The organism is Oscillospiraceae bacterium (assembly GCA_031265355.1).
GTDB lineage: Bacteria > Bacillota > Clostridia > Oscillospirales > UBA929 > JAIRTA01.
Window position 1 is genome coordinate 1 of record JAISCT010000017.1, and the last position, 12,841, is coordinate 12,841.

General features: G+C 60.1%; 13 protein-coding genes, 1 tRNA gene and 1 pseudogene. 1 reads left to right on the top strand and 14 read right to left on the bottom strand.

Features of this window, described 5'->3' with window-relative positions; genetic code table 11:
• Window positions 1–911: type I restriction-modification system subunit M (locus LBK75_02170; protein ID MDR1157102.1), on the bottom strand; the 911-nt coding region annotated here is incomplete at its 3' end.
• Window positions 912–927: 16 nt separating this feature from the next.
• Here LBK75_02170 and LBK75_02175 point away from each other — a divergent pair.
• Window positions 928–1,101: an S-layer homology domain-containing protein gene (locus LBK75_02175; protein MDR1157103.1), complete on the top strand. Its 174-nt coding sequence runs from the start codon at window positions 928–930 to the stop codon at window positions 1,099–1,101.
• Window positions 1,102–1,314: 213 nt separating this feature from the next.
• Here the strand turns inward: LBK75_02175 and LBK75_02180 are convergent, their stop codons facing one another.
• The 13 genes and pseudogenes from LBK75_02180 to era all read right to left on the bottom strand — a co-directional run bounded on the left by LBK75_02180 (window position 1,315) and on the right by era (window position 12,802).
• Complete coding sequence (locus LBK75_02180; GenBank protein MDR1157104.1) at window positions 1,315–1,818, bottom strand: DsbA family protein; 504 nt, start codon at window positions 1,816–1,818, stop codon at window positions 1,315–1,317.
• 174 nt (window positions 1,819–1,992) lie between these two features.
• A pseudogene (locus tag LBK75_02185) lies at window positions 1,993–2,178 on the bottom strand (SPFH domain-containing protein).
• Between the two features lie 866 nt (window positions 2,179–3,044).
• Entirely contained in the window at window positions 3,045–3,194 is a 150-nt protein-coding gene (locus tag LBK75_02190) for an SDR family oxidoreductase (protein ID MDR1157105.1), read from the bottom strand.
• Window positions 3,195–3,342: 148 nt separating this feature from the next.
• Window positions 3,343–3,429: transfer RNA gene (locus LBK75_02195), tRNA-Leu, on the bottom strand.
• 309 nt (window positions 3,430–3,738) lie between these two features.
• A complete protein-coding gene (locus tag LBK75_02200) occupies window positions 3,739–4,629 on the bottom strand; it encodes a GGDEF domain-containing protein (GenBank protein ID MDR1157106.1) in 891 nt (296 codons plus the stop codon).
• Window positions 4,630–4,660: 31 nt separating this feature from the next.
• On the bottom strand, window positions 4,661–5,140 hold the full coding sequence (locus LBK75_02205; GenBank protein ID MDR1157107.1) for a hypothetical protein: 480 nt from the start codon (window positions 5,138–5,140) through the stop codon (window positions 4,661–4,663).
• Window positions 5,141–5,155: 15 nt separating this feature from the next.
• Window positions 5,156–5,638, bottom strand: a complete 483-nt coding sequence (gene coaD / locus LBK75_02210; GenBank protein MDR1157108.1) for a pantetheine-phosphate adenylyltransferase — start codon at window positions 5,636–5,638, stop codon at window positions 5,156–5,158.
• A gap of 41 nt (window positions 5,639–5,679) precedes the next feature.
• Window positions 5,680–6,243, bottom strand: a complete 564-nt coding sequence (gene rsmD, locus LBK75_02215) for a 16S rRNA (guanine(966)-N(2))-methyltransferase RsmD (protein ID MDR1157109.1) — start codon at window positions 6,241–6,243, stop codon at window positions 5,680–5,682.
• Window positions 6,244–6,296: 53 nt separating this feature from the next.
• Complete coding sequence (gene uvrC, locus LBK75_02220; GenBank protein ID MDR1157110.1) at window positions 6,297–8,174, bottom strand: excinuclease ABC subunit UvrC; 1,878 nt, start codon at window positions 8,172–8,174, stop codon at window positions 6,297–6,299.
• A 66-nt stretch (window positions 8,175–8,240) separates the two neighbouring features.
• Window positions 8,241–8,507 carry an HPr family phosphocarrier protein gene (locus LBK75_02225; protein ID MDR1157111.1) on the bottom strand — a complete coding sequence of 89 codons (267 nt, stop codon included), beginning with the start codon at window positions 8,505–8,507 and terminating at the stop codon, window positions 8,241–8,243.
• 137 nt (window positions 8,508–8,644) lie between these two features.
• Entirely contained in the window at window positions 8,645–11,056 is a 2,412-nt protein-coding gene (locus tag LBK75_02230; protein ID MDR1157112.1) for an endonuclease MutS2, read from the bottom strand.
• Window positions 11,057–11,091: 35 nt separating this feature from the next.
• Window positions 11,092–11,847, bottom strand: a complete 756-nt coding sequence (gene recO, locus LBK75_02235; GenBank protein MDR1157113.1) for a DNA repair protein RecO — start codon at window positions 11,845–11,847, stop codon at window positions 11,092–11,094.
• A 52-nt stretch (window positions 11,848–11,899) separates the two neighbouring features.
• On the bottom strand, window positions 11,900–12,802 hold the full coding sequence (gene era / locus LBK75_02240; GenBank protein ID MDR1157114.1) for a GTPase Era: 903 nt from the start codon (window positions 12,800–12,802) through the stop codon (window positions 11,900–11,902).
• Window positions 12,803–12,841 lie beyond the last annotated feature (39 nt).

Below are 12,841 nucleotides of genomic sequence, written 5' to 3' on the forward strand. Positions count from 1 at the left end.
GAAGGCGGCAAGCCGTATTTCCAGCGCAAGTCGTCATTCAGGCTGCCGTCGTTCCAGTCCGAAAGGTTAAACGGCGGATTGGCGAGGATAAAGTCCGCTTTCAGCGTCTTGTGCAGGTCGTTGTAGAACGTATCAGCGTTGTAAGCGCCGAGGTCGGCTTCAATCCCGCGAATGGCGAGGTTCATCAAAGCCATCTTGCGGGTGGTCGGGTTGGCGTCCTGCCCGAAGACGGATAGGTTGTTGATATTGCCGGAGTGATGCCCCACGAAATCGGCGGATTGTATGAACATACCACCGGAACCGCAGCACGGGTCATACACGCGCCCCTTGAACGGCTGAAGCACCTCGACGAGCGTCCGCACCACGCAAGATGGAGTATAGAACTCCCCGGCGCGCTTGCCTTCCTGCTCGGCAAACTTGGCAAGGCAGTATTCGTAGGCACGGCCGAGGATGTCCTTGCTGTCGCCATGCTCTATCATCTGAATGTTGGTAAAGAGGTCAACCACGTTTCCAAGGCGGCGTTTGTCCAACTCGTCGCGAGCGTAGTTTTTCGGCAGGATGTCCTTCAAGCGCTTGTTCTCTTTTTCAATCGCCCGCATCGCATCGTCGATGACTGTGCCGATTTCCTCTTTGTGCGCCGCTTCGGAGATGACGCTCCACCGCGCCGAAGGCGGCACGAAAAACACGTTCACCTCGGCGTAGGCGTCCTTGTCCTCCACGTCGTCGTTATCGGCGAGCAGTTCTTGGTATCGAGCCTCAAACTTGTCCGAAATGTACTTCAGGAAGATAAGCCCCAGCACAACGTGCTTATACTCTGCCGCGTCCATATTGCCGCGCAGAATGTCGGCCGCCGCCCAGATTTGCTGCTCGAAGCCTACCTCCGCTGTGTTGTTCCCACTGTTTACTGCCATATAATTTGCCTCCTTCTTGTTCATCGCCCGTGTTCTCTCGACCGTCTTTTGCAAATCCGATATATCAAGTTATGCGCTTGACGCCGTCAAAGCGCTCTATACCGCAGGCATCATCAATGACAAAAGCGGAGACAAATTCGATCCGAAAGGCAATTCGACCCGCGCCGAGGCGGCGGCAAAAGAGGACTGAGCATACTGTGGATACAGCGGATCCGGATTCGGGTTCGGCAAGTACTTTGATCAAGAGCCGCATCCTCATCACAAGGATGCGGCTCTTGGCCTACTGAATGAAGCACCCCGCAGCAGAGACTGCGGAGTATCACCCGTAAGTTACGGAGACTGTGCAGCAGAGCTGCAACGTCAGTTCCAAATTGGTCTTTGCAGATTCTTCTGCAAAAAATGCCTATCCAGAATGCCTATTCAGGAATGCTGCGAGTTGCTCTTTGCTCACGCCGGCGCTCAGTTTGGATTTTAGCGTTTCCTCTCTCATGCGATATGACGGCACGGCGGAAAAGCCATATGTATCCCAAGCAAGGCGATTGTTTTCCGATAGCATATTCTCATACTGGTTGCTGGAGAGAACTCTATATAGCTCATTGCTATCCAGCAATCCGTCTGCTATATCCATTATGACGCGAATATCTTCTATATCCGCGCGGTCTGTCAGCGCAGCATTGTACATCCTCTGGTGATATTTCTCCACATCCGCACCATGCTCCAATGCGAAGAACATTCCACGGGCACAGAGATCGCTGTGTCGTCCGTATTGTTCGGGGCGGGGGTGTGCCTCACACGGGCGCCATTCGATTGCAATGTCAGGAAATTGTGGCAGTAGTTCCACCAGATATTCATGCCCCTGCAAACAATACGGGCAGACGTAATCAAAAAATACTTCCAGCTTGGGCACAATTATTCACCTCTCCGATTGTATGATTTTGCTTTCTTATAGTCATATTGTATGATGCTTCCCGCTGATGGTTAAGGCTGTCCACTTTGCCTTAACCGCTTGCTAGGGTGAACCCTAATACCCCTCGGAAAACTCATGTTGAGTTTTCCGTTAAGCCCACTTCGCGGTCTGCTGTTATAACACAATGTCACCATCATCAAACGGGTCGCCGCATTCCGGGCAAAACTTTGGCGGTTGAGTTTTATCGTCAGGTTCCCATCCGCATTTGTCGCACCGATATTGCGGTAGGCCGGCGGGTTTGGCGTTGCCACACTCCATGCAGAACTTGCCCTTGTTCTCCGTACTGCAAGCGCAAATCCAGAAGTTGGTATCGACCGTTTCAGCTTCCACAGCTACCACTTCTTCGGCTATCATGCTCTCTGTCTCAATAACAATAGAGACTTCATATTCGGCGAACGCTTCCGGCGACATACGCGCCAAACTTGACAATTGTTTTTGTAGCCTGTGTGCCATTGGTTTGAATGTTGCAAGCGTAAGCCCTCCGGAGAGAACACCTCCGATTATGGGCACAGCTTTCGATACTCCTTTGGCAAAGGTCGCTTTAACCATCCTTTGACCCAGCATCGCCGCAATTTTTTTGACAATCGGATAATACCAAGTCTTGGTCAAGGCTTTAGCGGCAACCTTTTTGGCGACAGCCTTCATAGCGGTTTCGCCGAACAGTTTAGCGACGACTTTGTTGGCAACACCTACACCGGACATTACACCGATGAAGAGAATGAGCTGCGACTCCGTAGCGGCATCAAGCTCGGAGGATTCGGCAAACATCTCACTCCAACCGTATATGTACGCCAGTTCCTGTGCGACACGGATTACAAAGCCATAAAACTGCGCCAAGTCAGCCGGGATAGTCGCCGCCATAGCGAGCCCGCCGGGAATTCCAGCCGCCGTTGAAATGGCAGTCACTTTGGCGGTTTCCGCGTTGATCATAGCGTTCGCCAGACTATCCAATGCTGCAATCGGAACATCAGCGTGAAGCGTTCCCTCTGCGATAGCTGTTTGCAGTTGTTCCGGCGTGCATAGCTTGCCGAGATTTTTTGTCAAAAAGTCGGTACGGTCAATGCGGATAAGCGGAAGCTTCGCCGCACTCTCGACGAGCGAGGTGAATAAGATTTCTTGCGCCATAGCAACCTCCTGTTTGTGTAAGTTTCATCATCAGGCCATGCTCATAATGTGCGCCGGAATCCTCCCTCGCTCGCAATTACTTGACCGGTAATCCATTTCGCGTAGTCGCTGTGAAAAAAGAGAGCCAAGTCCGCAGCATCATCGGGCGTCCCTACCTGCCGGCAGGAAAGAGTTTTCTCGCAAACTCGTATTCTTCACCAAATGAATATGACGTACAAACGCCTTGAATCCACGCCAAAGTATTACTTCGGATGTTCGCCTGAATTACGCTAGGAAAAGCATAAATCCGAACGCCTCTCCGATGATTTTAATATCGGCAGGGTTCGGATTATACGCTGTTGGTGCGGTCGGCGGGACTTGAACCCGCACACCCTTGTCGAGTACTAGCACCTCAAGCTAGCGCGTATGCCATTCCGCCACGACCGCAAGAAGTCACATGCTTTATCAGTATAGCAACTGTTGCCACAGAAGTCAAGCGTACAGGCGGGATTTAAGCAATTTTTTCTTGGCGCCGGCGTCGTGACTGTGCATCGCCACAAATTGGTATCTTATTTCGATGCGCTTTGCGCACACTAGGGTCATGTGTTTGATCACGTGTACTGAATCCTGCATCTATCAGCAGGAGGGCGCCTGCCGTCTGGAACGGGCCGCCTCTGTGGGCCAGGCCGGCAGGGGCTGCGTCCACTTTGTCGGGCGCGCCAAACCGGCAAAACTGCCGCCGCGCGGGGGAGACGCCTAAACAACCCGGTTGCGCCCGCCTTGCTTCGCCTGATACAGGTTGTGGTCGACTCGCTTGATAAGCGTCTCCATGTCGTCGTCCGACTCCATGGCGGCCACGCCGGCGCTCACCGTGATGCGAATGGGCGCGCCCTCATAGACAAAGGAATGTTCCTCGACTTTCTCACGCACGCTCTCGACCATCTCACGGCAGTCCTCCAGGGGCGCTCCCGGCAGGCACAGCAGGAACTCTTCGCCGCCGTAACGCGCCACCCAGTCGGACTGCCGCTTGATATGCGCCTGAACCAGCTGCGCAAATTCGCGGAGGACATAGTCTCCGCAGAGGTGTCCATGGGTGTCATTGATGGACTTGAAAAGATCGATGTCAAACAGGGCTATCGAAAGCGGGCACGAAATGGCCTTGCTGGCGTTAATCGAGATGGGCAGATGTTCGTCGATGTATCGTTTGTTCAAAATCCCCGTGAGGCCATCCGTCTGTGAGAGGGTGTTGAGCTCGGAGATGATGAATTCCACATTTTTATTGATCGTGTCGTCGTAGTAGTCGACCGTCATGCTCTGGGTGATGTCTTTGATCATCTCCACAATGTAGCGCTTGCCGTCCATCAGCAACGGTACGGAGAGGACCAGCAAAATAATGCCCTTGTGATACTCCAGCTTCACCGCCGTCTCGCCCGTGTAGTACGCGCGAATGGATGTGCAGTTTTTGCAACGCTCATTACAGTCAAAAATATCCGTACAGCTGACGTGCGTGTTCACGAATCCGTCAGGCATGAGTTCCATGACCTCACACTTTTCCGCGTCCACAAGCCGGAGCAGATCAAACAGCTCACTGTAGGCGCCGCCGCGCATCAAAACATTTTCTATCTCGTTGCGATTGATCGCTTCCATCGACGGTCCCCCTCTCTCTATCAACCTGCACTCACTCGGCCCCGGGCCGCTTGCCGACCGCCGCGGACCGGAACTCCGCGCGCGAGGTACGCACCTCGGAGAGCGCCTCGGAGAGCGCCTCTTCCGTGCGTTTTAATGTGTTGTCCACATACTCGTTGGCCGCACGCCGCATCTCCTTGGCCTTGGTCTCGGCCACCAAAATGATATCGTTCGCCTTCTGCCGCGCAACCACCAGGACCTCTTCCTGGCTGACGAGCTGCCGCGCGCGTTCCTCCGCCTGCCGTTTGAGAGCCTCGGCCTCCCGCTTCGCGGCGCTGATGATGTCGTTGCGCCCCTCTACGATGGAACGCGCCTGCTTTAAGTCCGTGGGCAGAATAGCGTTGATCTCGTCCACCAAACCGAGCAGTTTGTCTTTGTCCAGAATACAGCGATCCGAGCCGAACGGCAGCGAGAAGGCGTTTTGCACCATCTCGTAGAGCATGCCGAGAAGCTCTTCCACTCCGCCTGCCATGGTTGATGTCCTCCTTTATCCTCTTCTCAGTTTGCACGCGACATCGCCGCAGATCTCGGGCGGGACAAAGTGTGAGATGTCGCCGCCGAGCGAGCCAATTTCCTTGACAATGCTGGAACTTAGATACTGGTGCGTCTCCCCGGTGGTCAGAAACACCGTGTCGAGATGTGGATTGAGCTTGCGGTTCAGCAGCGCCATCTGAAACTCCAATTCGAAGTCCGACACGGCGCGCAGCCCCTTGACCAACACCCGCGCACCACGGGCGGCGGCGTACTCGGCGAGGAGAATCGGCGAAGTGTCGATCTCCACATTGGGGAGAACCTGCGTCACACGGCGCAGCAGCGCCACCCGCTCCTCGGCGGAAAACAGTACGCTCTTGCGCGGATTCTGCATGACTGCCACGACCAGCCGCTCAAAGATGCCGGCCGCACGCACGATGATGTCGAGATGTCCATTGGTCACCGGGTCGAAACTGCCCGGATAGATCGCCAGACTCATAGCCGATCCTTTCTCAGCGCCGCGGCGCTGCGTTTTCTCCGTCAGACAAAGACGCCGCCGGGCATCTCTTTTTGGTAGAGCGTGACCGCTTTGGCACCGTACCGGTACGTACGCCCGCACCGGTACGGCACGGGCAGCGCCGGCGGTTCAAAGCTGCGGTCCGCCTCACAAATTATTATACCACCAGGGTTCACAATGTCAAATAGGACAATGGCATCCAGCGCCTTCGGCAGCAGGCGGGCATTGTAAGGCGGGTCGAGAAACACGATGTCGAAGGGTTCCGGGCGCGTGGACAGATAACCCAGTGCGTCTGCGGGGACAAGGACGGCGGCGGCGTGCAACCCCGTGTGCCGCAGGTTTTCTTGGGTGACAGTCAGCGAGGCGCGGCTGCTGTCCACAAACACTGCCGCGCGCGCGCCCCGGCTGAGCGCCTCAATACCAAGCTGGCCGCTGCCGGAAAAGAGATCCAGCACGCGGCGGCCCTCGATGTCGAACTGGATGACGCTGAAGATGGCCTCTTTCACCCGCTGCGACGTGGGGCGCACTGTGTCGCCCGGCACGGTACGCAGGTTCCGGCCGCGCGCGCGGCCCGTGATGACTCGCATGGCGTTCCTCCTGTGACGGTCTGCACCCCGGCGACGCGCCCGGCGGGGTCGCGTCACGCGTCGGGCACGTTCGGTATCTTCGGCATCTCCGGCGCGCCCAGCGCCTCCGGAGACGGGTGAAAACGTATATAGACGGCCTGCGCCACCGGTTTGGGCAGCACGGCCGCAAGTTCTTCCGGGCTCGCCGCCCGGATATGCCGGATCAGCTTGAAATGGCGCAGCAACGCAGCCCGGCGCGCCGGTCCCAGGCCCGGGATACTGTCGAGCCCGGAGCGGATTGACTGCTTGCCGCGGCGCACGTGGTGGTAAGTGACGGCAAAGCGGTGTGTCTCCTCCTGGATACGCCCGATGAGCGAAAACAGCGCTGGGATCGCTTGGATCCCCACTTCCCGTCCCTCCGGCGAAATCAGCGCCCGGGTGCGGTGCCGGTCGTCTTTGACCATACCGTAAACCGGGATGTCCAATCCGCACGCCGCAAGGACGGACAACGCCACCGCCGCGTGCGCCTGTCCCCCGTCGATGAGGAGCAAATCGGGCGCCTCCGCAAAGCCTTTGTCTCCCGCCTTCAGGCGGGCAAACCGGCGGATCAGCATCTCGCGCATGGCGTCATAATCGTCCGACGCGCCGCTCGCCCGGATCAAAAAACGGCGGTAGTCTTTTTTGCGCGGCGCCGTATCGGTGAAGACCACCATGGCGCCCACCGTGTCTCGTCCGCCGGTATGCGAGATGTCGTAGGCCTCCAGACGGCGAGGCTGGTAGGCAAGACCGAGCATGCGCTGCAGGGCCGTCGTGAGCGCACTGACGCGCTCCTCGGCAGTCGTCAGCCGGACGGCCTCCTCACGGGCGTTGTTCTCCGCCATCTCGACAAGCCGGCGCTTCTCACCCCGCTTCGGCACGACGAGTTCCACCCGATACCCGGCCAAACCGCCCAGCCACGCGGCGACGGCCTCGCCGTCCTCCAGCGTGCAGGGCAGCAGAATCTGGCGAGGAAAGGCGCGGCGCGGCAGATAAAACTGTTTGACAAACGAGGAAACGGTGTCGCATGCCTCCCCGGAGAGTTCCTGCCCCACGACGGTCACATCGCGGTCGAAGAGCGCCCCGTCGATGAAGTGCAATACGGCCAGGCAGGTCTTGGCCTCGGTGGCGCAGACGCCGATCACATCGGTGTCCGCCATACTGCCCGAGACGACTTTCTGACGGGCGCCTAGGCGGACAATCCCATTCAGTCGGTCGCGGAGCTGGGCCGCCTTTTCAAAGAGCAACGCCTCGGCGGCGCGCTCCATCTCCGCGCGCAGTTCGTCCGCCACGGCGAGATACTTTCCCTCCAACACGGAGACGGCCTGCCTCACGGCAGCCCGCATCTCCTCCGGAGCGACGCCGCCCCGGCAGGGGGCGAGACAGCAGCCCATGTGGTACTGCAGGCACGGCCTCTCGCGGCCGATGTCCCGCGGGAACTGCCGTCGACAGACAGGCAACCGAAACACGCCGCACACCGCTTCGACGACGCGCTGCGTGGTCTGCCGGCCGCCGTAGGGCCCGAAATAGCGCGCGCCGTCGTTCTTCCACTTGTTCGCCAAGGTGAAACGCGGGTACGTCTCCTGCGCCGACAGACGAATGAACGGATACCCCTTGTCGTCTTTCAGCAGGATGTTGTACCGGGGCTGGTGGCGCTTGATCAGGGAGCATTCGAGCACCAGCGCCTCAAATTCACTGTCCGCCACAATGGTGTCGAAGTCGTCCACCTGCGACACCATGGCGGCCGTCTTGGCACTGTGAGCCGCCGAGTCCTGAAAATATTGGCTGACGCGGTGTTTCAGCATCTTGGCCTTGCCGATGTAAAGGATCTCGGCACTCGCGTTCATCATGATGTAGACGCCGGGGCAAAGCGGCAGCGAAAGCGCCTTTTGTTTTAGGCTTTGGAGTTTGGTCATGGGGCGTCCCTCCCGCCGCATAACAAAAAGCGCCGCCGGGCGGCGGTGCTCTGTGTCGTTTTGGCGCTACACCTCTGCGAAATTGGAGGAAATGAGTTCCTCCAGCGCGTCCACCGCGTCCTCTTCATCGGCGCCGTCGGCCATGATGTTGATCTGCGTCCCCCGAATGATACCCAAGGACAACACACCAAGCAAACTCTTGGCGTTGACGCGGCGCTCCTCTTTTTCCACCCAGATGCTGCTTTTGTACTCATTGGCCTTCTGTATAAAAAAAGTAGCGGGCCGGGCGTGCAGCCCCACCTGATTGTTGACCGTCACTTCACGGGAAACCATCGTACCATCTCCCTCACTGGCGTGATCCGTCTTTTTACGATATTACTTATACTTACTATACCAATCGCAACGGGATAAGTCAACTATTTTTTGAGAGCACACGGATACAGATGCGCATTTAGGCGTCGGAGCCCTATTCATTTCAGTTCGACAATCGTCACGCCCTGCTCCCCCTCCCCATAACGACCCGGCCGGAAAGCGGCCACCTGACGGCAACCGCGCAATGCCGTCTGGACAGCTTTGCGCAGTACCCCGGTGCCTTTTCCGTGGATGATGGTCACGGTGTGCAACCCAGCCAGCACCGCCTGATCGAGAAAGCGGTCCAGCTCCAGCAACGCCTCGTCGGCCGCCTGCCCCCGCAGATCCAGTTCTCGCGCGGCGGCCTCCAGTCTAGGGCCGACGGGCGAAGATGCACCCGGCGCGATCGGCGCCGGACGCCGGTCTCGGTCCGTCTCCCACGTGACTTTGGGCGCGTCCACGAGACGTACTTCGTCCTCTCGGACTGTCACTTTCAAAAGGCCGGCCTGCAACGTGAGCATCTGCCCCTGCCGGGCCAGTACGACAGCCCGCGTGCCCACCTTCGGCAGTTCCACCGTGTCTCCCGGCACGACGGGGCGCGCGGGCTTCTCCGCCGCCGGCGCCTCGTCCGGCCGGCCATCGGAGACCGCCTCGTCCGCCTCGCGCAGGCGGCGGCGGAGCGCGGCGCGCGCATCATTGTACTCCTGCGCCTGCATGGCTCCGTCGGCGCGCGTCTTCAGCTCCTTGGCCTCCCGCAGCACCTCGTCGGCCGCCAAACGCGCCTGCTCTATGATGAGACGCGCCTCCGCGCGGGCGCGGTCCGCCGTCTTCTCTTGTGTGCGCTCCGCGAGAGCGCGGGCCTCCCGGCTCCGACGCAGGTGTTCCTCCGCCGCCAGGCGGTCTGCGTCCGCCTGCTGTCTGGCGTGCTCCATGGCCTGGCGCTCGGCCTCAAGCTTGGCCAGCACCTCTTCGAAGGAGGCGTCCTTCGCCCCCACCTGCGCGCCGGCGCGCGCGATGATCTCCTCGGGCAGGCCGAGCCGGCGGGAGATGGCGAAGGCATTGGAGCGCCCGGGTACGCCAATGAGCAGCCGGTAGGTCGGCCGCAGCGTCTCCACATCGAATTCGCAGGAGGCGTTTTCCACTCCCTTCGTGCTCAGCGCGAACGCCTTCAGTTCGGCGTAGTGCGTCGTGGCGGCCACGCGCGCGCCGAGCATGCGGGCGTGCTGAATGATCGCCACGGCCAGCGCCGCGCCTTCCACCGGGTCCGTACCCGCGCCGAGTTCATCGAACAGCACCAGCGTAGACGGACCGGCCCGGTCCAGAATCGACACGATGTTCGTCATGTGCGACGAAAACGTCGAGAGCGACTGCTCGATGCTCTGCTCGTCACCGATGTCGGCCAGCACCGCATCGAAACGCGACAGCACGCTGCCCTCCAGTGCCGGGACATGCAGCCCACAGGCGGCCATGAGCGTGAAAAGACCTAGAGTCTTGAGCGTCACCGTCTTGCCACCGGTGTTCGGACCCGTGATGATCAACGTGTCGAAAGTCTGCCCCAGCCGCACCGAGACGGGTACCACCTGCCCGCGGGCGATAAGCGGGTGTCTCGCTTCGCATAGCGAGATCTCACCCGTCTCGTTCAGCGCCGGCCTGACAGCATCCATCTGCAGCGAGAGCTTGCCCTTCGCGAAGATCAGGTCCAGCGCCACCAGTGCGTCATAATCGTTCTCCATGTCGTCGGCGTGTTCCGCCGCCTGTGCCGAGAGCTCCGCCAAAATACGCTCGATCTCGGCCTTCTCCTTGGCGGCCAGTTCCCGGAGCTCGTTGCTCATCTGCACGACGGGCAGCGGCTCGATGAAGAAGGTGGCGCCGGATGCCGACACGTCGTGGACAAGCCCCGGCACTTCCCCGCGGGACTCGCTCTTTACCGGGATGACATAGCGATCCGACCGGATTGTGATGATGGGCTCCTGCAGATGCCGCGCGTACAAAGAGGAAGAGATGATGCGCTGCAGCGTCTCCCGCGCACGCGCGCTCACCGCGCGCATGTGACGGCGGATGTCGGAGAGCGCGGGAGACGCAATATCGGCGATCTCCTCCTCGCTCAGAATCACCGTCGTGATGCGCTCTTCCAGATACTTGTTCGCCTTCAGAACAGCAAACAGGTGGTCGATGTCTGTCTTCACATGCCCATCTTGGCTGCCGTAGTCTTTCACGGTGCGCGCCGTGTGCAGCAGGGAGGCGATGTCCAACAGCTCCCGGGGTGTCAATACGCCCCCCAACCCCGCCCGGCGCAGGGAGAGACCCACCGCACGGACGCCGGAAAAGACAGGGCTGCCACGCAGCCCGATGAGGGTGTGCGCGGCGTCGGTCTCCCGCTGGCGGCGCTCGGCCTCCCAGAGGCTGTCCGCCGGCCTGAGCGCATGGGCCGCCTCGCGGGCCGCCTCGCAGACGGCCTCTCCGGCAAGCAGCGCCAGCACGGCCGGCAGTTCTAGTGTTTTGTAAGATTTTTCCACCAAAGCGTCCGCCATCGTCTGTCCTTTCGGTTTGGCGCCTGAACGGGCGCCTATTTACCATTGTTTTGTAATTTTTTGTAAAAGTGCAACGTGTGAAACCCGCGTTCGAGTTGGGCGAGCACGAAAGCCTCTGCGGCGGCCGAGAGAGCGGCCAGCGCGTCGGCGGACAAGGCAAAAGCAAACAACCGCTTGGCGTCGCCGTGCACAATGTGCCGCAGGGCCTGCCAGGCGTCCGTGCCGAGGGGCAGCGACAGCCCTCCCTCCAGCCCGGCACGGCAGGCGGCACAATGCACGCTCCCCTGGCTCAAGTGGAGGCAAGGTTCCGCAGGGGGCGCACGCCCGCAGACGGGGCACGCCTCTACCGCCGGCTGAAAACCGCAGACCGACATCATTCGAAACTCTGTCGCCGGTTTGATAAGCGCCGGCGGCTTTTTGAAATGAGCCAGCGCATGACAGGCGTTGAGGATCAGGTTTAGCAGCGCCGGGTCCGCCACTTCCCCGGCAAGCGTCTCGCAGAGTTCCGCCAGATACGCGGCCAAAGACAGCCGCTCGATGTCCGCGCGCAACGCATGGAACGAGTCGATGATCTCGGCATCGTCGAGCGTACAGCGCCCCCTGTGTTCAAAGAGCGTCATATGCGCGTAGACAAAGGGTTGCGCAGCCGCCATCAACGGGCCGCCGCTGCGGCGCGCGCCGCGCGCCGCCACCGTGCGCTTGCCCTCCGCGCGGGTGAGTACAGTGAGGATCTTGTCGCTTTCCCGGTAGAGCGCTTCACGCAGTACGAATCCCTCCGTCTGCCAGTGCATCCCTCACATCCCCCGGTCTCGGATCCCGGCGCCCCGTGTGTCGTTCATCGCGCTACAGATCGAAACCGAGGTCCCGGATCTGACTCGGTTTGTCGCGCCAATCGGTCTTGACCTTGACCCAGGACTGGAAGTGGACAGACCCGCCGTACATCTCCTCCAACTCGGCCCGCGCCTCCTGTCCCACTTGTTTCAGCATCGCGCCGCGCCGGCCGATCAAAATGCCCTTGTGCGACTCGCGCTCGCAGATGATCGTCACACCGACGTCCACAAGGCCGTTTTCCCGTTCGCGGAGCGTATCCGTCACGACGGCCACCCCATGGGGCACCTCCTGCTCGAGGTGGTTGAGCAACTTTTCCCGCACGATCTCCGCGATCAGCATCCGATCCGGCTGGTCAGTGACCTGCCCCTCCGGGTAGAGCGCCGGCCCCTCCGGGAGCAGCGGCGCCAGCTCGTCAAAAAGAAACGCCACGCCGTCCCCGGCGCGCGCGGAGAGCGGGATGACGGCAACCCAGGGCAGGGCCGATCGATAGACCTCGATGACGGCCAGCAGCGCATCCTTCTTCACGGTGTCGATCTTGTTGATGACCAGCACGGCGGGCGGTGCCTCCCCGGCGCGTGCGCGGACGATCTGCTCGATAAGCAGCGTCTCCGGCGTGCCGATGCGGGCCACCGGCTCCACCATGAGAACGACGACGTCTACGCCAAGAGCCGTCTCCCGGACAAGCCGCACCATGTGTTCCCCCAAACGGTTGCGCGGCCTGTGAAAACCGGGGGTATCTAAAAAGACGAATTGGCACGCCTCGCGCACTGCTACCGCCGTGATGCGGTGCCGGGTGGTCTGCGGCTTGTCGGTGACAATGGCAACCTTTTCCCCCGCCAGACGGTTGAGCAGCGTCGACTTGCCCACATTGGGCCGCCCTACCAGCGCAATGAGGCCGGATTTTTGTATCTCCATCACATATCCTCTCGCAGAAGTTTGGGTTTGACGGGGCAT

What these genes read in the sequence shown, in the direction of transcription:
- LBK75_02200 (MDR1157106.1), bottom strand. Translation starts at nt 4,629, where the DNA reads ATGGAAGCGATCAATCGCAACGAGATAGAAAATGTTTTGATGCGCGGC.
- LBK75_02205 (MDR1157107.1), bottom strand. Translation starts at nt 5,140, where the DNA reads ATGGCAGGCGGAGTGGAAGAGCTTCTCGGCATGCTCTACGAGATGGTG.
- coaD (MDR1157108.1), bottom strand. Translation starts at nt 5,638, where the DNA reads ATGAGTCTGGCGATCTATCCGGGCAGTTTCGACCCGGTGACCAATGGA.
- rsmD (MDR1157109.1), bottom strand. Translation starts at nt 6,243, where the DNA reads ATGCGAGTCATCACGGGCCGCGCGCGCGGCCGGAACCTGCGTACCGTG.
- uvrC (MDR1157110.1), bottom strand. Translation starts at nt 8,174, where the DNA reads ATGACCAAACTCCAAAGCCTAAAACAAAAGGCGCTTTCGCTGCCGCTT.
- LBK75_02225 (MDR1157111.1), bottom strand. Translation starts at nt 8,507, where the DNA reads ATGGTTTCCCGTGAAGTGACGGTCAACAATCAGGTGGGGCTGCACGCC.
- LBK75_02230 (MDR1157112.1), bottom strand. Translation starts at nt 11,056, where the DNA reads ATGGCGGACGCTTTGGTGGAAAAATCTTACAAAACACTAGAACTGCCG.
- recO (MDR1157113.1), bottom strand. Translation starts at nt 11,847, where the DNA reads ATGCACTGGCAGACGGAGGGATTCGTACTGCGTGAAGCGCTCTACCGG.
- era (MDR1157114.1), bottom strand. Translation starts at nt 12,802, where the DNA reads ATGGAGATACAAAAATCCGGCCTCATTGCGCTGGTAGGGCGGCCCAAT.